Annotated in this window: 18 protein-coding genes; 12 read left to right on the top strand and 6 right to left on the bottom strand. The window is 72.6% G+C overall.

What is annotated here, in order from left to right; all coding sequences use genetic code 11:
* Positions 1 to 114: 114 nt before the first annotated feature.
* Entirely contained in the window at positions 115 to 612 is a 498-nt protein-coding gene (locus tag ACIODU_RS24045; RefSeq protein WP_327236021.1) for a hypothetical protein, read from the top strand.
* 248 nt (positions 613 to 860) lie between these two features.
* Here the strand turns inward: ACIODU_RS24045 and ACIODU_RS24040 are convergent, their stop codons facing one another.
* Positions 861 to 1,583, bottom strand: a complete 723-nt coding sequence (locus ACIODU_RS24040; protein ID WP_401769839.1) for a pentapeptide repeat-containing protein — start codon at positions 1,581 to 1,583, stop codon at positions 861 to 863.
* Between the two features lie 141 nt (positions 1,584 to 1,724).
* On the opposite strand from ACIODU_RS24040, the gene ACIODU_RS24035 reads away from it, so the two are divergent.
* The 4 genes from ACIODU_RS24035 to ACIODU_RS24020 all read left to right on the top strand — a co-directional run bounded on the left by ACIODU_RS24035 (position 1,725) and on the right by ACIODU_RS24020 (position 6,405).
* A complete protein-coding gene (locus ACIODU_RS24035) occupies positions 1,725 to 2,921 on the top strand; it encodes a phytoene desaturase family protein (protein WP_401769838.1) in 1,197 nt (398 codons plus the stop codon).
* A 133-nt stretch (positions 2,922 to 3,054) separates the two neighbouring features.
* The gene (locus ACIODU_RS24030; protein ID WP_401769837.1) at positions 3,055 to 4,053 is read left to right on the top strand and encodes a zinc-binding dehydrogenase; all 999 of its coding nucleotides are present in this window, start codon (positions 3,055 to 3,057) and stop codon (positions 4,051 to 4,053) included.
* 147 nt (positions 4,054 to 4,200) lie between these two features.
* Entirely contained in the window at positions 4,201 to 5,745 is a 1,545-nt protein-coding gene (locus tag ACIODU_RS24025; RefSeq protein WP_401769836.1) for an MFS transporter, read from the top strand.
* Positions 5,746 to 5,823: 78 nt separating this feature from the next.
* A complete protein-coding gene (locus ACIODU_RS24020; protein ID WP_401769835.1) occupies positions 5,824 to 6,405 on the top strand; it encodes a Uma2 family endonuclease in 582 nt (193 codons plus the stop codon).
* Here ACIODU_RS24020 and ACIODU_RS24015 read toward each other — a convergent pair.
* Positions 6,334 to 6,867 carry a GNAT family N-acetyltransferase gene (locus ACIODU_RS24015; RefSeq protein ID WP_401769834.1) on the bottom strand — a complete coding sequence of 178 codons (534 nt, stop codon included), beginning with the start codon at positions 6,865 to 6,867 and terminating at the stop codon, positions 6,334 to 6,336. The genes ACIODU_RS24020 and ACIODU_RS24015 overlap by 72 nt on opposite strands.
* 105 nt (positions 6,868 to 6,972) lie before the next feature.
* On the bottom strand, positions 6,973 to 7,866 hold the full coding sequence (locus tag ACIODU_RS24010) for an aminoglycoside phosphotransferase family protein (RefSeq protein WP_401769833.1): 894 nt from the start codon (positions 7,864 to 7,866) through the stop codon (positions 6,973 to 6,975).
* Positions 7,867 to 7,954: 88 nt separating this feature from the next.
* Here ACIODU_RS24010 and ACIODU_RS24005 point away from each other — a divergent pair, with 88 nt between their 5' ends.
* On the top strand, positions 7,955 to 9,361 hold the full coding sequence (locus ACIODU_RS24005) for an NAD(P)/FAD-dependent oxidoreductase (RefSeq protein WP_401769832.1): 1,407 nt from the start codon (positions 7,955 to 7,957) through the stop codon (positions 9,359 to 9,361).
* A gap of 123 nt (positions 9,362 to 9,484) precedes the next feature.
* Here the strand turns inward: ACIODU_RS24005 and ACIODU_RS24000 are convergent, their stop codons facing one another.
* Positions 9,485 to 11,587, bottom strand: coding sequence for a restriction endonuclease (locus tag ACIODU_RS24000; protein WP_401769831.1), 2,103 nt, complete (start codon positions 11,585 to 11,587; stop codon positions 9,485 to 9,487).
* A gap of 303 nt (positions 11,588 to 11,890) precedes the next feature.
* Here ACIODU_RS24000 and ACIODU_RS23995 point away from each other — a divergent pair, with 303 nt between their 5' ends.
* The 3 genes from ACIODU_RS23995 to ACIODU_RS23985 all read left to right on the top strand — a co-directional run bounded on the left by ACIODU_RS23995 (position 11,891) and on the right by ACIODU_RS23985 (position 16,351).
* Positions 11,891 to 12,286, top strand: coding sequence for a CBS domain-containing protein (locus ACIODU_RS23995; protein ID WP_356431434.1), 396 nt, complete (start codon positions 11,891 to 11,893; stop codon positions 12,284 to 12,286).
* 100 nt (positions 12,287 to 12,386) lie between these two features.
* Entirely contained in the window at positions 12,387 to 14,222 is a 1,836-nt protein-coding gene (locus tag ACIODU_RS23990; protein WP_401769830.1) for an MOSC domain-containing protein, read from the top strand.
* A gap of 128 nt (positions 14,223 to 14,350) precedes the next feature.
* Positions 14,351 to 16,351, top strand: a complete 2,001-nt coding sequence (locus ACIODU_RS23985; RefSeq protein WP_401769829.1) for an Ig-like domain repeat protein — start codon at positions 14,351 to 14,353, stop codon at positions 16,349 to 16,351.
* A gap of 142 nt (positions 16,352 to 16,493) precedes the next feature.
* Here the strand turns inward: ACIODU_RS23985 and ACIODU_RS23980 are convergent, their stop codons facing one another.
* Positions 16,494 to 17,165: a histone deacetylase gene (locus ACIODU_RS23980; RefSeq protein ID WP_356431440.1), complete on the bottom strand. Its 672-nt coding sequence runs from the start codon at positions 17,163 to 17,165 to the stop codon at positions 16,494 to 16,496.
* 29 nt (positions 17,166 to 17,194) lie between these two features.
* On the opposite strand from ACIODU_RS23980, the gene ACIODU_RS23975 reads away from it, so the two are divergent.
* On the top strand, positions 17,195 to 17,614 hold the full coding sequence (locus tag ACIODU_RS23975; RefSeq protein WP_401769828.1) for a CPCC family cysteine-rich protein: 420 nt from the start codon (positions 17,195 to 17,197) through the stop codon (positions 17,612 to 17,614).
* A gap of 59 nt (positions 17,615 to 17,673) precedes the next feature.
* Positions 17,674 to 18,081 (top strand): GNAT family N-acetyltransferase, encoded by a 408-nt coding sequence (locus ACIODU_RS23970; RefSeq protein ID WP_401769827.1) that lies wholly within the window; start codon positions 17,674 to 17,676, stop codon positions 18,079 to 18,081.
* 46 nt (positions 18,082 to 18,127) lie between these two features.
* On the opposite strand, the gene ACIODU_RS23965 is transcribed toward ACIODU_RS23970, so the two are convergent.
* A complete protein-coding gene (locus tag ACIODU_RS23965) occupies positions 18,128 to 18,565 on the bottom strand; it encodes a glutaredoxin domain-containing protein (protein ID WP_356431445.1) in 438 nt (145 codons plus the stop codon).
* 239 nt (positions 18,566 to 18,804) lie between these two features.
* Between ACIODU_RS23965 and ACIODU_RS23960 the strand changes: the two genes are divergently transcribed.
* A complete protein-coding gene (locus tag ACIODU_RS23960; RefSeq protein WP_401769826.1) occupies positions 18,805 to 19,614 on the top strand; it encodes a DUF899 family protein in 810 nt (269 codons plus the stop codon).
* Positions 19,615 to 19,635 lie beyond the last annotated feature (21 nt).

The raw sequence follows: 19,635 nt of genomic DNA, 5'->3' as shown, positions 1-19,635 counted from the left end.
CTAGGCGCCGCCCGCCCCCGGCTCCGGCGTTCGGGCCGCGCTCGCGGGCCGGTGGCGGACCGGCCGTCGCATCCCGGGGCCGGGTGGGTGAAGGGGCGTGACACCATCGGGCGCGTGCTTGACATCGGTTACTCCCTCTCACGGCGCTTTCCCGATCCTCCGCAGACCGACTACCGCATGGCGGACGTACGGTCGCTGCGGCACGACCTGTTCTGCGGGGACGTCTATCTCGCCGACACCAAGGCGGACCGGGAAGTGTCCACAGCCTGGGGATGGGTGCCGGTGCTCGACTTCGCCTGGGCGTTGTGCGACATCGTCGAGCAGCTCGACCTCGATCCGCGGGGCGCGCGGGCGGCGAAGCCGCAATACGCCGAGCTGGACTTCACCGAGTCGGCGGACCGGATGCTGTTCGCCCGGCGGTTCGGGTGGGTCGACGTGGAGGCCGACTGGATGCCCGGCGACGAGCCTCCGCTGACCTTCGGGCACCGGCTGCTGCGCCGCGAGGCGCGGGACTTCCTGCACGATCTGATCGCCGATCTCTCCGACCTGCACGAGGGCCTTGCCGACAACCCGATCGTCTGGGACCTCCAGTCGCGGTTCCCCCGTATCTGATCCGCCGCCCCTCGCCCGTCGGGCGCTGACCTGGTGCGTCACACCTTCACGACACAGTGACCACACAGCCCACCCATCGTTTCGCGGATCCGCAGGCGTACATCCCCCGGGGTCGGGCAGACGAAGATTGCCGGGGCAATGGCCGGGAAGCACGCAACCGCTTCCTCCCCCCACCGCAAGGCCGTGCTCCGGACGCACACCGAAGGCTCCGACTCCTCCCCCCGGGTCGGGGCCTTCGTGATGTCGCGCTATGGCCCCGGCGTGTCCTCCACCCGCACCCCGATCTGCGCCGCGAACGCCGGTGCCAGCTGGAGCAGTTGCACCGAGCTGATGACGGCCCCCGCCAGCCGGTCCAGCCCCCGCGCGATGTCCAGCTCCGCCACCGTCCGCAGGTCGACGTCGGTCATCCGCACCCCGCTCAGGTCCGCCCGCCTCAGCACGCAGTCACGGAACTCGACCCGCTCCAGCACCGCGCCCCCGAAATCCGGCTCCACCAGGAAGCAGCCCTCGAAAACGACGTCCTTGAGGCGGGCGTTGCGCAGGTTCAGGTAGTCGATCTTCCCTCCCCGGAACAGCACCCGCTCCAGCACCGCCCCGTGCAGCTGCGTCCCGCCCAGGCGCGCGTCCAGGACCTCCACGTCCCGCAGCGACGCCCCCGACAGGTCCGTCCCCACCCCCCGTACACCGCTCAGCACGGAGTCGATGAACCGCGCGCGGGCCAGCTCCGTCCCGTCCAGGCCGCACTCCCGCAGCGCGCAGTCCATGAACCGCGAGCCCGGCCCCTCCTGCCCCGCCAGGTCGACCTCCTTGAACTCCAGCCCGTCGTAGTCCCCGTCCGGCTCAAGGCCGCCGCCCTCGTCGTACGGCACCAGGGGAGGCAGCCGTACCTCCGGCCGCCTCGCCACCGGGCCGCCCCTCGCGGCCTTCGTCGTCCTCGTCCCGCTCGTCGCCTTCGCCGTCTTCCGCACCATGTCCCCAGGGTGACGCACCCCACTGACAACGCCCCCCTCCCCGATGTCACATCTCGGGGGCCCGCGACCGTCACATCCGTAGGAGGACGCGAAGAACCGAGCAGGACCGAGAACCACGACCGGGAACGGGGAGCAGCAGCCATGGATCGCATCACTGTCGTCGGAGGCGGTCTCGCCGGACTGACCGCCGCCATCACCGCCGCCGAATCAGGGGCCCGCGTGACCCTGCACGAGGCCCATCACACCCTCGGCGGACGCGCCCGTACCGCCGAGGGTCCGTACCGCACCAACGACGGGCCGCACGCGCTCTACCGGCGCGGGCCGCACCGGGCCTGGCTGGAGCGGCGGGGCCTGCTCGGCCCGGCCGCCGGTCTGCCGCCCCTGCGCGAGAGTTCCCGTTTCCTCTTCCACCGGGGCGGGGTCCTGCGCCGGACCCCGCCGCTCGGGCTGTTCAAGCTCGCCCTCCGCGGGACGGCCCACGCTCCGGTGGACGCCGACTTCCTGACCTGGGCGACGTCCGTCGCGGGTCCGGAGGCGGCCCGCGCCGCCGCGCACTACGTCGCCGTCGCCCTCTTCCACCACGATCCCGGTTCGCTCTCCGCCGCGTTCGTCCAGGAGCGGCTGCGCCGGGCCACCGCCGTTCCGCCGGAGGCCCGCTTCCCCGTCGGCGGCTGGGGCCAGGTCGTCGACCGGATGGCGGCGCGCGCCTGGAACCTGGGGGTACGGATCGAGACGGCCGCCCGGGTCGAGAGCCTGCCCGAGGACGGGCCCGTCATCGTCGCCACCTCCCTGGACGCCGCGCGCCGGCTGCTCGGTGACGAGAGCCTGCGGTGGACCGGCGGCCGTACGGTCCTGCTGGACCTGGCGCTGCGTACGCGCCGGGGCGATCCGTACATCGTGTCCGGGCTGGACGCCCCCGCGTGGCTGGAACGGTTCACGGCGCAGGACCCGTCCCTGGCGCCGGCCGGTGAGCAGCTGCTCCAGGGGCAGTTCCCGGTCGGGCCCGGCGCGTCCAAGGACGAGGGGACGGCGCGCGCCGAGCACCTGCTCGACCTGGGGTTCCCGGGCTGGCGCGAGCGCGTCACCTGGCGCCGCGACTCCCTCGCGACCGGGCGTACGGGAGCGGTGGACCTGCCGGGCACGACATGGCGGGACCGGCCGCGCATCGAGCGGGGCGACGGGGTGTATCTGGCGGGCGATCAGGTGGCGGCGCCGGGGGTGCTGTCGGAGGTGTCGTTCAACAGCGGGATCACGGCGGCCGCGCTGGCGGTGAAGCGGCTGTCCGTACGGCGCGGGTCCGCGCAGGACCCCGCGGCCGTTGACGTCAAGCGTCGTTGACCCTGAGCACGCTTGCCCTTGAGCGCCCTTGACCTCAAGCGCGCTTGACGTCGGAGGCTGGCCGTACCAGATCACCGGTCGTACCGGGAACCACCGGTCGCACCCGACCACCCCCGCCCCCAGGGAGCCCGCCATGCACGCCGTCCGCCTCCACGCCTTCGGCCCCGCCGAGAACCTCACGTACGAGAGCACCGGCGATCCCGTCCCCGGCCCCGGCCAGGTCCGTGTCGCCGTCGCCGCCGCCGGGGTGCACCTGCTGGACACCGCCCTGCGCCAGGGCATGCCGGGCCCCTTCCCCGCCCCGGCCGAGCTGCCCACGATCCCCGGCCGCGAGGTCGCGGGCACGGTCGAGTCGCTCGGCGCGGGCGTCGACCCCGGCTGGCTCGGCAGGCCGGTCGTCGCGCACCTCGGCATGGTCCCCGGCGGCTACGCCGAACTGGCCGTCACGGACGCCGCCCGGCTGCACGAGATCCCGTCGAACCTCGACGCGGCCCAGGCGGTCGCGATGATCGGCACGGGCCGTACGGCGATGGGCATCCTCCAGTTCACCGACCTGGGCCCCGGCGACGTCGCCGTGGTCACGGCGGCGGCCGGCGGCATCGGCACGCTCCTCGTCCAGTACGCGAAGAACCTCGGCGCCACCGTCGTGGGCCTCGCGGGCGGCCCCGCGAAGGTCTCGGCCGTCACCGGCAACGGCGCCGACCTCGCCGTCGACTACACGCGCCCCGACTGGCCCGGGCGGGTGCGCGGCCGTCTGGGCGAACGCGGCGCCACCGTCGTCTTCGACTCCGTGGGCGGCGCCACCGCCCTCGCCGCCGTCGACCTCCTCGCCGAGGGCGGCCGGCACGTGGTCTTCGGCTGGTCGGGTGAGGGCCCGCACAACGGCTCCCCTCTGACCTTCACGGACGAGGAACTGGCCGCCAGGTCCATCACCTCCGAGTCCGTCCTCGGCCCCGTGATGCTGAGCAAGGTGGGCGGGGACGTACGGGTCCTGGAGGAGCGCTCCCTCGCGGAGGCGGCGGCCGGCCGGCTGCGCCCCGCCGTACAGCGCTTCCCGCTCGCCGAGGCGGCGGCGGCGCACCGGGCGCTGGAGACCAGGGCGACGATGGGGAAGGTCGTACTGGAGCCGTAGGGGGCGTCCGCGAAGCTCGTACCGGCGCCGGTACAGGGGTCCGGCGCCGGTACGTACCCCCTCCTTCACCGAGGGGCGAAACAGGCCGTTTCGTGGTGTTCTGAGCTGAGCCATGCCAGCAGAGGTCCACTGCGAAGGAAGATCTCGATGAGCGATCCGTCGACCCCCGGCCCCGCCGGCGCCTCGGGCGTCCCCGCGGACGAACCGGATCCGCGCCGCTGGTGGGCCCTGGCCGTCATCGCGACCGCGCAGCTCATGGTGGTGCTCGACGCGACGATCGTGAACATCGCCCTCCCCTCCGCCCAGCGCGCCCTCCACATCAGCAACGGGAACCGCCAGTGGGTGATCACCGCGTACACCCTGGCCTTCGGTGGTCTCCTGCTCCTGGGCGGCCGGATCGCGGACCTCGTCGGCCGCAAGCGCACGTTCATCATCGGGCTCATCGGCTTCGCCGGCTCCTCCGCGATCGGCGGCGCGTCCACCGGGCAGGAGATGCTCTTCCTCTCCCGCGCGCTCCAGGGTGTCTTCGCCGCCGTCCTGGCGCCGTCCGCGCTGTCTCTCCTCACCACGACCTTCCCCGCGGGCAAGGAACGCGCCCAGGCCTTCGGCATCTTCAGCGCCATCGCGGGCGGCGGCTCCGCGATCGGGCTGCTGCTCGGCGGCATCCTCACCGAGTGGCTGAGCTGGCGCTGGTGCCTGTACGTGAACGTCCCCATCGCCCTCCTCGCCGTCATCGGCGCCTTCATGCTGCTCAAGGACCGGGCGGGCACCAAGGACGCGCATCTGGACATCCCCGGGGTCATCCTCGGCTGCGGTGGGCTGGTGGCGATCGTGTACGGGTTCAGCCAGGCGGAGTCGGACGGGTGGACGTCCACGGAGGTCCTGACGGTGCTGAGCATCGGGGTCGTGCTGCTGGCCGCGTTCACGTGGTGGCAGACCAAGTCCCCCGGCCCGCTGCTGCCGCTGCACATCATCAGGGAGCGCAACCGGGGCGGTTCGGTCCTCGTGATGGCGCTGACGACGATCGGGCTGTTCGGCGCGTTCCTGTTCCTGACGTTCTTCCTCCAGAACATCCTCGGGTACTCGCCGATCAAGGCCGGCCTGGCCTTCCTGCCGCTGTCGGCGGGCATCATCATCGGCTCGACACAGATCTCGGCCCGCCTGCTCCCCCTGGTGGCGCCGCGCTGGCTCCTGGTCCCCGGGCTGCTGCTGAGCGCGGGCGGGATGTACTCCCTGACCTTCATCGACACGCACTCCAGCTACCCGGCGCACATCCTGCCGGGCACGATCCTGCTGGGCTTCGGCCTGGGCCTGACGTTCCTGCCCGTCATCTCGACGGCGACCTCCGGAGTCGCCCAGCAGGACTCGGGCGTCACGTCGGCGACGGTCAACACGGCGCAGCAGGTGGGTGGTTCCATCGGTACGTCCCTGCTGAACACGATCGCGGCGACCAGCACGACGACGTACCTGACGGCGCACCTCGCCGCGGCGGCCCGGAAGGGCGGCCTGACCCCGGCGGAGAGGTCCCACATCGTGGACCAGGGCACGGTCCACGGCTTCACGGTGGCGATCGCCTGGGCGGCGATCATCCTCCTGGCGGCAGCGATCATCGGCGCGGCCCTGATCAACGCCAAGTCGCCCCGCTCGATGGGCTCGAACGGCGCGGCGGACGCTCCGGGCGCGGCGGTCTAGTCACGCGCCGGTCATCCCTCGGGAGGACCACCCGAACGACGGCCTCCTCCTGACCGGCGACATCGCTAAGCTTGTCCCATGACCGCCCTGCCCGACTGGATGCGCCCGCCGCGCGCGGAAGGCTGGTTCGCGGAGGACCTGGACCACCTGCCGGAGGCCCCCCGCCACACCGAGCTGATCGACGGAGCACTCGTTTTCATGATGTCGCCGCAGCGGTGGTGGCACGGCCACCTCATCTCGGTCCTCACCGTCGCCCTCATGGAGCAGGTGCCCGCCGACACCCGAGTGGGCCGCGAGATGACGATCAAGCTCGATCAGCGCAACCGGCCCGAGCCGGACCTGTTGGTGACGACGGCCGACTACGACGGCGACCGGACCTGGTTCTCTCCCGACGAGGTACAGCTCGTCATCGAGGTCGTCTCCCCCGAATCCGCCCACCGGGACCGCACGGTCAAACTCCTCAAGTACGCGAAGGCCGGGATTCCGCATTACTGGCGCATCGAGGACGAGGACGGATCTCCGGTGGTCCACGTCTACGAACTCGACGAGCCGACCGCCACCTACGTGCCCATGGGCATCTTCAGAGACTCACTCCGCCTCGCGGTGCCCTTCGAGATCACCCTCGACCTCACGAAGCTCACCCCGCCCCGGCGCACCTGAGAGCCTGACCAGCGCGTCGTCCGTCAGCCGGTTCGTGGTCCAGCCCGTCATCGGCACGGCTCCGAGGGAACGGTAGAAGTCCACGGCGGGCGTGTTCCAGTCCAGGACCGACCATTCGAGGCGTTCGTAGCCGCGGGTCACGCAGAGGCGGGCCAGTTCGGTCAGGAGGGCCTTGCCGTGGCCGGAGCCTCGGTGGGTGGGGCGTACGTACAGGTCTTCCAGGTGGATGCCGTGGACGCCGCGCCACGTGGAGAAACTCAGGTACCAGAGCGCGAAGCCGGCCGGTTCGCCGTCGGGGGTTTCCGCGAGGTGGGCGAACGCCGCCGGGTGCTCGCCGAAAAGGGCCTCGTGGAGCTGGGCCTCGGTGGCGCGGGCCTCGTCGGGGGCCTTCTCGTAGAGGGCCAGCTCGCGGATCATCGTGTGGATCACCGGGACGTCGGCGGCTGCGGCGGTACGAATCATGGGGACAGCTTGCCCGGTGGGGGTGGGCGGGCGGCACGCGGGCCCGGTCACGTCTCGGCGGGGCACACGTCTCAGCGGGTCACATGTCTCAGCGGGTCACGCGTCTCAGCGGGTCAGCAGGGCTCGCGCCACCGACACCTGGTCCGGGTGCAGGGCCCGTTCGCCGTCCGCCACGTCCCACAGGCTGTTCTGGAGCACCCGGCCCAGCGTCCAGGCCCGGGCCCGCTGCCGGTCCAGGTCCAGGACCTCCGTCATCAGGTCGAAGCGCCACCGCGTCTCCGCCGCGTCGAAGCGGTTGTCCAGCGCGGGCATCAGGTCGAAGCCCGGGTCGCCGGACAGCGGCTTGGGGTCGATCGCCAGCCACGGGCCGCGCGGGTCGCCGGGAAAGGTCGCCAGTACGTTCTCGTAGTGCAGGTCCCAGTGCAGCAGCCGGTCCCCCGGCTCCCCCGCCACCTCGCGCACCGCCGCCGCGCAGTCCCGCAGCAGGGCCCGCTCCGCCGCGTCCGGCAGCCGCGCAGACAGGGCCGGTACGTTCTCCAGCATCCGCGCGGCCACGTCACCGAGGCTCCGTACCTCCGGCGGCGCCGGGACCGCCGTCAGCCGCGCCAGCAGTTCCGCGATGATCCGCACCGCCTCCCGCGACTCCACCCCCGACAGGTCCCGCGTCGAGTCCAGCGCCTCCAGGAGCATCGCGCCGGTCACGGGATCGTGGCGCAGCAGCCGTACCGCACCGGCGCCCTCCCAGAGCCGCAGCGCCACCGGCTCCCCCACGGACTCGTCGTCCAGGAGCTGGAGCTTGAGCATCGCGGCCGTGCCGTCCGCCCGCTCCACCGGCAGCACCAGCGCGCACACGCCGTACATCGCGGGCCCGGTCAGGCGCAGCTCCCACCGCGCCACGAACTCCGCCGCCAGGTCCGGCAGCCCCGCGACGAACGCGCGGCCCGCTTCCCCATTGGCCTTCGCCTGGGTACGGGCCAGCTCCTCCGGGATCTCGATCACGGGAAGAAGCCTACGACCACGTGGAGAAGCCCAGGGAAGCGCGGACAAGCATGGACAAGGACGACGGCTCAGGCGTATGAACAGGCCCATGAGCACGACGAAGCGCAGCCCGACCGTCAACGGCGGCATCTCCTTCTGGTACGCGGAGGGCGGCGTCCCCGCGCCCCGCGAGCCCCTGCCGGGCGACGCGACCGCCGACGTCTGCATTGTGGGCGGCGGGTACACCGGGCTGTGGACGGCGTACTACCTCAAGAAGGCCGTCCCGTTCCTCAACATCACCGTGCTGGAGGCGAAGTTCTGCGGGTACGGCGCCTCCGGGCGCAACGGCGGCTGGCTGTACAACGGCATCGCGGGCCGCGACCGCTACGCGCGGCTGCACGGCCACGACCAGGCCGTACGGCTCCAGCGGGCGATGAACGACACCGTGGACGAGGTCGTCCGCGCCGCCGCCGAGGAGAAGATCGACGCGGACATCCACCGGGGCGGCGTCCTCGAAGTCGCCCACACGCCCGCCCAGCTGGCCCGTCTCCAGGCGTTCCACGCGGCGGAGGTCGCGTTCGGCGAGACCGACCGGGTCCTGCGCGGGGCCCGCGAGACGGCGGAACGGATCCGCGTCACCGGAGCCGTCGGCTCCACCTGGACCCCGCACGGCGCCCGGCTGCACCCCGTGAAGCTGGTCACGGGGCTCGCGGCGGCCGTCGAGGCGCTGGGCGTGACGATCCACGAGTCGACGCCGGTGACGGAGATCCGGCCGAAGCACGCGGTCACGCCGTACGGGACGGTCCGCGCCCCGTACGTCCTGCGCTGCACCGAGGGCTTCACCGCCGCGATCAAGGGCTCCCGCCGCACCTGGCTCCCCATGAACTCCTCCATGATCGCCACCGAGCCGCTGTCCGACGAGGTCTGGGACACCATCGGCTGGGAGGGGCGCGAGACGCTGGGCGACATGGCGCACGCGTACATGTACGCGCAGCGCACGGCGGACGGCCGGATCGCGCTCGGCGGGCGGGGGCACCCGTACCGCTTCGGCTCCCGGACGGACAACGACGGCCGCACGCGGCCCGCCACCGTCGAGGCGCTGCGCGAGATCCTGGTCCGCTTCTTCCCGACCACGGCCGGCGCCCACATCGACCACGCGTGGTCGGGGGTCCTCGGCGTGCCGCGCGACTGGTGCGCGACCGTCACCCTGGACCGCACCACGGGCCTGGGCTGGGCGGGCGGCTACGTCGGCTCGGGCGTCGCCACCGCCAACCTCGCCGCCCGGACCCTGCGGGACCTGGTGCAACAGGACTCCGGCCAGTCGGGCGCGACCGAACTGACCACGCTCCCGTGGGTGAACCACAAGGTCCGGGCGTGGGAGCCGGAGCCGTTCCGGTGGCTGGGCGTCCACGGCATGTACGCGGCCTACCGCACGGCGGACCGCCGCGAGTCGACGGCCCGCAGCACGACGACGGACCCGATCGCGCGGGTGGCGGACCGGCTGTCGGGGCGGTGACGTCGAGGGGGCGGTGAGCGGAGGGGGTACGGCTTCTGGTGGCTGGACCCCGTGCGTCGCCACCGGAAGCCGTACCCCTCCGCTGTTCCGTGCCGCCGGAAGCCGTACCCCCCCCCGCTTTCGCTACTCCGTCTCGATCCCGAAGTCCCCCACCAGGCCGCCCAGTCCGCTCCGGTAGCCCTTCCCGCCCGGTACGAAGTCCCAGTCGCCGCCCGCGCGCCGGCGGAACGAGCCGAGGACCAGGGCCGTCTCCCCGGGGCGGCCGTCCGAGACGTCCAGGCGGTCCAACTCCGCGCCCGCGCGGTCCCGTAGACGGATGCCGGCCTCGGTGAAGCCCGACAGGTCCGCCTCCGGGTTCACCACCGGGTCGACCGCCGCGACCATCACCAGCCGGTCGGCGGCCGTCGGGAGGGCGTCGAACGCCACCCGTATCGCGGCCCGGTCGCCCGCCGCCGCGGGGACCATCCGGACCGAACCGTCCGGTGTCCGCTCGTTGTTGAAGAAGACGAAGTGGTCGTCGCTCAGGACGCGGCTCCCCCGGCACACCAGCGCGCACACGTCCAGGGCCACCGTCCCCGCCCATGTCATGCCCAGCGTGTTGAAGTCGTCCTGGCCGGGCGGCGTGTCGCCGGGGGTGCCGGAGGTGGGGGCGGACGTCGGTACGGCGGCGCCGTCCCCCAACCGCCCCCGCAGACCGTGTTGGTGCAGCAGGTCCACCAGTTCCGTGCCCGAGATCAGCGTCAGCGGCTTGCCGTTGGCGAAGGTGTACGAGCCCGGCCCGAAGCCCGAGGTCGTCACCAGCACGCCCTTGTTCGCCCCGGCGCCCTGCACCGTGCCGTACAGGTCACGCACCGCGCTCGGCGACACCGTCCCGCGATACCGCTTCACCTGCACGATGATCTTGCCGCCGCTGATCGGGTCCGGGTCCAGGGCGTCCACGTCCACCCCGCCGTCGTTCGAGCGCTGCGTCATCACCGCGCGCATCCCCCGCGCCCGGAACAACTCCGCGACCAGGCTCTCGAACTCCACCGGATCCATCGCCAGCAGGTCGGGCTCCTCGCCGCCCCCGTGCGACACCACCCCCGAGCCCACCTCGTCCGGCCGCCGCACCGGCCGTACCGCCGCCCGCTGGTCGGGCCGCGCCGACAACTGCCCCCGCAACCCCTCCGTCAGGCAGTCCACCGCGCTGACCAGCTCCAGGTTCAGGCCGTCGAACGCGTCCCGTTCGGCCAGCACCGACGCCAGACACACCTGCGCCCGGTGCCCCGTCGCCGGATCGAAGTCGTCCACGAAGCCGTTCAGCGCGACCGACCGCACCGTACCGAACTCGTCCGCCGCGAACAGGTCGCGCAGCACCAGCAGCACACACTGCGCCAACACCGCGCGGTACAGCGCCCGTCGCTGCGTCACCGGCCTGGGCGTCTCCTTGTCCTGGTCCAGGCTGGGCGCGAACCGTACCGCCTTCACCTCGGGCACCACCGCGTACCCCGGCAGCTCCCAGTCGAGCGCCAACTGCCCCGCCCCGCGGTCGAAAGCGGCCGACACCTGGCGCGGGAAGTCCTCCGGCCAGCCGGTGGACGCGTAGAGCGCCGCCGAGAAGTACTCCACCACCGTCTCCGGATCCCCCGCCCGCAACGCCTCCACCGTCGCCGCGACCCCCGCGTTGTGCGCCCGCACCTCCGCCAGCCGGCCGTGCGCCCACGCGTCGTACTGCCGCCGGTACGCGGCCAGTTGCTCCAGCCGGTGCCCCTCCGCCTGCTGCGCCGCACGCAGATCGTGCGCGTACCTGGCCTGCGCCTCCTGCTGCGCCGCCGCGCGCCGCCCGGCCGTCCAGCCGCCCGCCTGCGGCTGGTAGCGCGCCGGATCCGGCAGCGGCACCGGATACGCCAACTGCCCCGGCGCGAACGGCTCGATCTCCTCCACCCGGGCCAGCGCGGACGTACGGAAGGCGGGCGCCCGGCACCCGGACGCCAGCAGGCCCTCCAACACCACGACGCGCGCGTCGAGTTCCTCCGTACGGCGCCGCGCCTCGGCCTCCCGCTGCCGCCGGTACTCCGCCTGCTGCTCCCGGCCGTACCGCGCCACCTCGCGCGCGTACGCCCGCTGTTGCCGCTCCGCGTCCCGCTGCTGCCGGAAGGCCGCCCGCTCCTGCGCCTCCCGCTGCCGCTGTTGCTGCCGCTGCGCCTCGGCCCAGACCCCGATCAGTCCGCTGGAACGACGACTCATACGGTCACACCCCTCCCCACGGGGCCGCCCGTCCCCGGACCCCGCCCACAAACACCCAGAAAACACACCCAGAAACCACCAGTCTCCCGGACCTGACGGCTCGGGGACCCGCACCCGTGAAATTTCCCGGGCCGAACGCCGAACAAGGGATCCCACCGCGGATGCGGATCCCCGGCGGCTGTTCCATGCTGGTAAGGACGGCTGTCCCCTCCCGGACAGGACAGCGTCCCCGTCCGTCGAGTCCGAGCGGAGCCCTCGATGCACCACAATCGAGCAGTCGCGGCCCACCTCGTACGCGATCGGATGAGCCGCGAACCCGTCACCGTCCCGCCGTACATGTCGCTCACCTCGGTGGCCTCCTGCATGCGCGACTCCGACGTGGGCTGTGTCTTCGTCACCTCGGGCGACGAACTGCACGGGCTCGTCACGGACCGTGACATCGCCGTACGGATCACCGCCGAGGGGACGCTCGCGGGTGTCGCCACGGCGCTCGAAGCCTGCTCGGGGGACCTGGTGACGGTGACCCCCGAGATGTCGGTCTGCCAGGCGGCGGACCTCATGAGCGCGCACTCGGTCCGCCGTATCCCCGTCGTGGAGGAACGGCGGCTGGTGGGGGTGCTCACGCTGGGGGACATCGCGGACACCCCGCACGCCCAGGAGGTGCTGATCGCCCTCAGCCGCACCGAGGCCAATCACTGAGGCCGACCACCGAGGCCGATGACCGCGGTCCGGCACCGGGACCGGCCACCGGCACCGATCACCGACCACCGAGCAAGCGGGAGCGAGGGAGGCGAGAGACGTGGCCACGCTGGCATCCATGAACGTCGGCATGCCCCAGGACGTCCCGTGGCACGGCCGTACCGTGCACACCGGAGTCTGGAAGTACCCCGTCGACGGCCCCCGCATGGCCCGCCGTCTGAACATCGACGGCGACGGCCAGGGCGACCTGGGGGGCCACGGCGGCGTGCACCGCGCGGTGCTGGTGTACCAGACCGACTCGTACCGCCACTGGGAGAAGCACCTGGGCCGCGACCGCATCGAGACCGGGCAGTTCGGCGAGAACCTCACGGTCGACGGGCTGCCGGACGACGAGGTGTGCATCGGTGACCGGTACCGGATCGGCGACGCGGTCTTCGAGGTCAGCCAGCCCCGCGTGACCTGTTACCGGGTGGGCCTGCGGATGGAGGAGCCGCGGATGGCGGCCCTGCTCGTGTCGCACCGGCGGCCCGGCTTCTACATGCGCGTGGTCGTCGAGGGCGAGATCGAGGCGGGGCAGGAGATCGTGAAGGTCGCCGACGGGCCGGGCGGGATGACGGTCGCGGACATCGACTCCCTGCTCTACCTGCCGGGGCACCCGAGGGACGACCTCGACCGCGCCCTGCGCCTCTCCGCGCTGAGTCCCGGCTGGCAGGCCTCGCTGCGGAGCCTCAAGGAGCAGTCCGCCAAGGAGGAGGCCGGCGGCGCCCCGGCGGGCTCGTCCGGCAACACCGGGCTGACCGCGGCCGCGAGCAGCCCGCCGCCCGCGTGGGCGGGCTTCCGGCCGCTGCGGGTCGACGCGATCAGGGAGGAGAGCCACAGTGTGTTCTCCCTGACCCTGTCGGCCCCCGACGGCTCCCGGCTGCCCGCGTGGCTGCCCGGCCAGTCCGTCACGCTGCGGCTGCGTCCGGAGGATCCCGGGAGCCCCGGGGGTGTGGGTTCTCCGCTGATCCGCAGCTATTCGCTCTCCAACGACCCCGGCGACGGCCGCTACCGCATCAGTGTGAAACAGGAGCCGCACGGCGCCGCCAGCACGCTCATCCACACGACGGTACGGGTGGGCGACACGCTCGACGTGGCCGCGCCGCGCGGCACGTTCTTCCTGGCCGACGGCGAACGCCCGGTGGTGCTGGCGTCCGCCGGGGTCGGCGCCACACCGGTTCTCGCGATGCTGCACGCGCTGGCGGACGGGGGCGGGGATCAATCCAGGGGTACGGGTACGGCCTCCCCCCGCGAGGTCTGGTGGCTCCACGGCGCTCGCGAGCGTGCCGAACACGCCTTCGCCGCCGAAAGCCGCGCGCTGCTGGACCGGCTCCCCGCGAGCCACGCGTACATCTGCTACAGCCGCCCGGCCGACCACGACCGTCGGGGCGTCGACTACACCACCCCCGGCCGCCTCTCCGCCGACACACTCCGCGGTGTCGGACTGCCGACCGACGCCGACGCGTACCTGTGCGGCCCGGTGGGATTCATGGACGACCTCACCGCCGGTCTCACCCGGTACGGGATGGCGCCCGACCGGATCCACATGGAGACGTTCGGCGCGGGGGCCGCGCTGAACCCCGGGGTGAACCCGTCGGAGCAGCACGACCCGCACCCGCCCCCCGAACCTCCCGCGACTCCCGGTCCCGACGTGTCGTTCAGCCGCAGCGGCCTCACCGTGCCCTGGGACCCCCGGTACGCGAGCCTGCTCGAACTCGCCGAGGCGTGCGACGTACCGACCCGCTGGTCCTGCCGTACCGGCGTCTGCCACAACTGCGAGAGCGCCCTGCTGTCCGGGGGCGTCGCGTACGACCCGGACCCGGTCGAGCCGCCGGCCGAGGGCGACGTGCTGATCTGCTGCTCGCGTCCGAGGGACGGCATCGTGCTGGACCTGTGACCAGCGCGAACCCCTTCCCCGGAAACCCACTGCCCTGCTGTCGGACCCGTGCCCTAGGGTGACACCAACCGCTCCCCGCGATCCGCGGGTGATTTGATGCGGTCATTACCTGGGGGGTAATCACCACTGTGCGCACGCGCACCCTCGCGGCCGCGACCTCGCTCGCGGTCCTCTTCAGCTCGGCCGCGCTCGTCGCGGCCACGGCGGCCCCTGCCGCCGCAGACTCCGCCAAGACCCTCTCCCTGAAGTCCGCGGGAGACGTCCTGGTCGACGGTCTCCACCAGCGCGTCTACGTCTCGGACCCGACCGGCGGCAAGCTCGTCGTCACCGACTACGCGGGTACGGTCCAGAAGACCGTCACCGGTCTGCCGGGCGTCGACGGCCTGGCCCTCTCGGCCGACTCGGGTCAGGTCTACGCGGCTGTCGGGGCCGCCAACCGGATCGTGTCGGTGGACACGGCCACGTACACGAAGGCCGCCGAGTACACCCTCGGCGACGCCAAGAACCCGCGGAGCCTCGCCGTCGCCGGCGGCAAGCTCTGGTTCGGGTACGGGCTGGACTCCGCCGGCAACCTCGGCTCGCTCGACCTGTCCGGGGCCGAGCCGGTCGTGGCACTCGACCAGGACGGCGACCTGTCGTCGTACCTGCCGCCGCTCCTCGGCTCCGACCCGGCCGCGCCCGGCCTGCTGGCCGTGGGCGAACGCGGGCAGAGCACGGTCGCGCTGTACGACGTGACGTCCGGCAGCGCGGTGCTGCGGGTCCTCGACGGCAACCCGGGCAACGAGGGCAGCAACCTCCGCGACCTCGACATCTCGCCCGACGGCACGGAGGTGGTCACGGCCGCCGGCTACCCGTACTACAACCCTGCCTACTCCACGACCGATCTGCACGAGCTGCGCCGCTACCCGTCGGGTGACTACGGCAGTTCGGTCGCGATCGGCCCGAAGGGCACGGTCGCGTCGGGCACCAGCTCCTGGTACGGCTCGGACCTGCACCTCTACGAGCAGGGCTCCACCACTCCGATCCGTGAGTACGAGTACGGGAACACGGGCAACGACAGCGGCGGCGACACCCAGGTCGACGGGGCGCTGGCCTGGGCCCCGGACGGCAGCCGGATCTTCGCCGTCTCGCAGAACAGCAACGGCGTGTACACACTGCGGTCGTACACCGACCCCACCAAGTACGTGCCCAAGCTGACCGTTTCCGCCCCCGCCAAGGCGACCCGCGCGAAGAAGCTCACCGTCACCGGCAAGCTGACCTCGGCGAAGGCCCTTCCGGCGGGTACGGCCCTGACCGTGACGCGTACGGACATCGACTCACCCAAGGGCAAGGTACTGCCCGGAGTGAAGACGACGGCGAACGGTTCCTTCGCCTTCGCGGACACCCCGCCGGCCGGCGGCAAGGTGAAGTACGCGGTGGCGTACGCGGGTGACGCGACGCACACGAAGGTCTCGGCGTCCGACACCGTGGAGGTCTCGCGTACCGCGACGAGCCTCACGCTGAACAACAACGGCAAGCTCTACTCGTACGGCGCGGACGTCTCCTTCACCGCGCACCTCGGCGCGACGTACAAGAGCCGCACGGTCGAGATCTACGCGGACCCGTTCGGCGCGGACAAGCCGAAGCGGCTGGTCAAGACCGGCAAGGTCAACTCCAAGGGCAACCTGTCGGTCACCGTGGACATGACCCGTGACACCACCCTCACGGCCGTCTTCGCGGGCGACGCGCGCTCGGCGTCAAAGTCGGTCAAGTCGACCGGGTTCGCCAAGGTCAAGATCTCCACGGCCGTCTCGAAGCACTACAGGACGGGGACGATCGGCTCCACGAAGTACTACTGGTTCCGCGAGACCAGCGACCCGCTCCTGACCACGACCATGAGCTACTACCAGGGCCGCCACCAGCGGTTCGAGCTCCAGGTCTACTCGGGCGGCTCGTGGTACCCGGCGGGCGACCCGGAGTACTTCGCGCTGGGCGGCAACGGGAAGTCGGCGGTGAAGCTGGGCGGCCCCGGCAAGGGCGGGGCGGGGATCCGCGCCCGGGTGCGGTCGGCGTACATCAACGGTTCGTCGGGGGACAGTGTGAACTCGTCGACGTACGGGGCGTGGCAGTACCTGTATTTCACCAAGTAGGCGCTCGGCGCTGATGCATGACGGTGTCCCGGACCTCGGAACGAACGAGGTCCGGGACACCGTTCGACGTTGACCGCGGCCCCGGGCCGGGTACGTCGCGGCGTAGACCGCCGCCAGGACGCCGTCACGGGCGCGGCGGCCGCTACCCGTCCACCAGGCTCCTGATCCCGCGCTCCGTCCACCGCCCGGACACACCGGAACACGCCGCCAGGTACGCCACCACCGTCTCCGCGTCCCACGCGCCCGTGGCGAGCAGGCCCTTCCCCAGGAAGGCCAGATACGCGGCGGACGGGGCGTTCGGTTCGACGTCCCCCGCACCCCAGGGCGCCGTGAACGTCACCACCGGCGCCCCGTCGAGCGCGCCCGGGCACACCAGCGTCTCGTAACGGCCCTCGCCCCGGACCACCCGCCCGCCGCCCGCGCTCACCACCTCGGCCAGGTCGAGATCGGTGCCCGGCTCCCCGTACATCTCCTGCGCGGCGATGTCCGAGAACTGCCCGGCCGTCACCAGGTGCGCCCTGCCCAGCACGCGCCCCGGCGCGTCCGGATCGTAGAAGGCCCGGCCACCGCCCCACACGGACGACTCGGTGGCGAAGTACACCGCGCCGGGGACCTCCACCGGCACGGACCGCTCCGGCGGCCGGGGGTCGCGGCAGCCCCGGTACGCCCTGGCCGCCCCGGGCGGGCGGCCGCCGGCGAGGTAGTACGCGAGCCGGCCGAGGTCCATGTTGGAGCCGTACGCCAGGTACCAGACGCGGCGCGGGGACGGGTGACGGGCGGTCCCCGTCCGCTCGATGACGCGAAGGCGCTCCATGGGGCTCCCACCGGGTTCAGACTGCGCTGGTGAGAAATCCATACCCCTGCCCCTGCTGCGGCCATCGCGTCCTCGACGAGATGCCCGGTTCCCACGAGATCTGTCCCATCTGCTTCTGGGAGGACGACGGCGCGCAGTTCCGCTGGCCCTCGATGCCCGGCGGCGCCAACCGCATATCGCTGCTGGACGCCCAGCGGAACTTCCAGGACTTCGGCGCGTGCGACGAGCACGGCAAGCGGTACGTACGTTCCCCGGCGGAGAACGAGACGCTCGACCCGGCCTGGCGTCCCATCGACCCGTCGCGGGACTCCTTCGAGGACTGGAAGGGCCTGGAGGAGGCGAAGACGGAGGACCGTACACCCTGGCCGGAGGACCTCTCCGTGCTGTGCTGGTGGTTACCGACCTTCTGGCGCCGCGGCCTCCGGCCGGGAGCACCCGGAGCACACTGAGCGGCCCGCCCCGGAATCCCGTCTGGTGCCCGCCCGCGGGGGATCACTACGTTCGGATCATGACGATCACGTACGAGTGGCGCGGCGACTTCGACAACGCGGCTCTCGGCGCGCTGCACGCCGAGGGATTCGGGCCCCGGGCGGGAGACTCCGCGGCCCCCGCCGACTGGCACGCGCGGCTGCGCCGTCACAGCCTCGGCTGGGTCTGCGCCCGGGACGGAGACCACCTGATCGGCTTCGTCAACGTGGCCTGGGACGGCGGAGTCCACGCGTTTGTCCTGGATACGGTCGTGGCGCGGCGCCACCGTTCGCGGGGAGTGGGCGCCACGCTGGTCCGGACGGCCGCGGACCGTGCCCGCGCGGCGGGATGCGACTGGCTGCACGTGGACTTCGAGGAGAAGCTGCGGTCCTTCTACTTCGACGCCTGCGGTTTCCGGCCGTCGGCGGCGGGCCTGATCGCCTTGTGACCGGACCGGGGGCTCGGGCTCACCGCTCGCGGCTCACCGCTCACCGTCACGCGGAGGAAGACAGCTGTTCCCGTACCCACTCCACGTCCGGGTTGGTACGGGACCGGCCCGCCACCACGACCGTCGGGACGGTCTCGTCGCCGCCGTTGGCCGCCCGCACCACCGCCGCGCCGTCCGGATCGCGCCAGATGTCGACCCAGTGCGCCCGGCGGGCGTCCCGGCCCAGCCGGAGGCGCAGGCGCATGCAGTACGTGCAGCCCGACCGCCAGAAGACGACCGGCCGGCCGTCCTCCGCGCTGCGGCGTTGGGCCTCCAGGGCGCCGATCGACCTCGGGAACACCAGGGGCGAGTGCGCGCCCGCGAGCGGCAGGAACACCAGCAGGGCCGCCGCGGCTCCCCAGGGGCTCCCCCGGAGGGCCAGTCCGGCCGCGACGGCCGATCCGCAGAGCACCAGCAGCGTGGGCAGCATCCATGCGCGCGTCATGAGGACGCAGGCTATCGACTCGCCACGCGATCGCGGGAGGGGGCGTGGGCGTGGGCGTGGAGTGGTCCCGTCGGGGGTGCCGCGTGGGCGTGAAGTGGGCATGGGCGTGGCGGGTGCGATGAGTTTCGGCCGGATGGCCAGTCTGTTCCGGTGAGGGTTGTACGACACCGTGTCCGTCGTGACGTCGTGGCTCGTGCCGTACCGCCCCCGGACCGACACCACCCACCCCGGAGGATCCCATGACCACCACCCCCCGCGACCCCGGCAACGGCCTCCCCGGCAGGCCGCCCGTCGTCGACCTCGCCACCTGGCAGGCGGCCCGTGACGAGCTGCTGGTCCGTGAGAAGGCGCACACCCATGAGGGCGACGCGATCGCCGCGGCCCGCCGGCGGCTGCCGAGGGTGGAGGTCGACGGGTCGGTGGAGGTCGTCGGGCCCGACGGGCCGGTACCGTTCCTGGACCTGTTCCAGGGGCGCGACGAACTCGTCGTCTACAAGCACATGTGGTACGACGACACCCCCCACCAGGGCCAGTGCGAGGGCTGCACCACCACGGCCTGGCACGTGAAGGACGCCGTCTACCTCAACGCGCGCGGTGTCTCGTACGCCGTGCTGACGACGGGGCGCTGGGACGAGGTGGCGTCCTTCGTCGCGTTCATGGGCTACACCGAACCCTGGTACTCGGTACGCGACGTGGCGGAGCCGGTCGGCGGCGCGATGGGATACCTCACCGCCTTCCTGCGCGACGGCGACCGCGTGTTCCTCACCTACTCCACGACGGGCCGGGGCAACGAACCGGTCATCGGGTCCCTCGCCCTGCTCGACATGACGCCCCACGGCCGGGGCGAGGCGTGGGAGGAGCACCCCGAGGTCCGCCCCGAGGGGCACCCGGCGCCGGGCCCGGCCGTGGACCACGAGGCGTGCTGGTACTGGCGGTCGGACGCCGACGGCGTCGCCACCTGGGGTCCGACGAGCCGCCCCGTACCGCAGTGGACCCGGCCCGGCGCCACGCCCGTGGAAACCCTCGGCCGGCACGGTTCCTGCCACTGACCCGCCCGGCATCCTCCCTGA

The organism is Streptomyces sp. NPDC088261, assembly GCF_044740805.1.
Classification (GTDB): Bacteria; Actinomycetota; Actinomycetes; order Streptomycetales; family Streptomycetaceae; genus Streptomyces.
The sequence above is the reverse complement of the archived record's forward strand: the minus strand, read 5'-3'. Positions and strand labels throughout refer to the sequence as shown.

Bases quoted from the DNA above. Each gene is read 5' to 3' on its own strand.
- ACIODU_RS24040 (WP_401769839.1), bottom strand. From the start codon at position 1,583: ATGGTGCGGAAGACGGCGAAGGCGACGAGCGGGACGAGGACGACGAAG.
- ACIODU_RS24035 (WP_401769838.1), top strand. From the start codon at position 1,725: ATGGATCGCATCACTGTCGTCGGAGGCGGTCTCGCCGGACTGACCGCC.
- ACIODU_RS24030 (WP_401769837.1), top strand. From the start codon at position 3,055: ATGCACGCCGTCCGCCTCCACGCCTTCGGCCCCGCCGAGAACCTCACG.
- ACIODU_RS24025 (WP_401769836.1), top strand. From the start codon at position 4,201: ATGAGCGATCCGTCGACCCCCGGCCCCGCCGGCGCCTCGGGCGTCCCC.
- ACIODU_RS24020 (WP_401769835.1), top strand. From the start codon at position 5,824: ATGACCGCCCTGCCCGACTGGATGCGCCCGCCGCGCGCGGAAGGCTGG.
- ACIODU_RS24015 (WP_401769834.1), bottom strand. From the start codon at position 6,867: ATGATTCGTACCGCCGCAGCCGCCGACGTCCCGGTGATCCACACGATG.
- ACIODU_RS24005 (WP_401769832.1), top strand. From the start codon at position 7,955: ATGAGCACGACGAAGCGCAGCCCGACCGTCAACGGCGGCATCTCCTTC.
- ACIODU_RS24000 (WP_401769831.1), bottom strand. From the start codon at position 11,587: ATGAGTCGTCGTTCCAGCGGACTGATCGGGGTCTGGGCCGAGGCGCAG.
- ACIODU_RS23995 (WP_356431434.1), top strand. From the start codon at position 11,891: ATGAGCCGCGAACCCGTCACCGTCCCGCCGTACATGTCGCTCACCTCG.
- ACIODU_RS23980 (WP_356431440.1), bottom strand. From the start codon at position 17,165: ATGGAGCGCCTTCGCGTCATCGAGCGGACGGGGACCGCCCGTCACCCG.
- ACIODU_RS23970 (WP_401769827.1), top strand. From the start codon at position 17,674: ATGACGATCACGTACGAGTGGCGCGGCGACTTCGACAACGCGGCTCTC.
- ACIODU_RS23965 (WP_356431445.1), bottom strand. From the start codon at position 18,565: ATGACGCGCGCATGGATGCTGCCCACGCTGCTGGTGCTCTGCGGATCG.
- ACIODU_RS23960 (WP_401769826.1), top strand. From the start codon at position 18,805: ATGACCACCACCCCCCGCGACCCCGGCAACGGCCTCCCCGGCAGGCCG.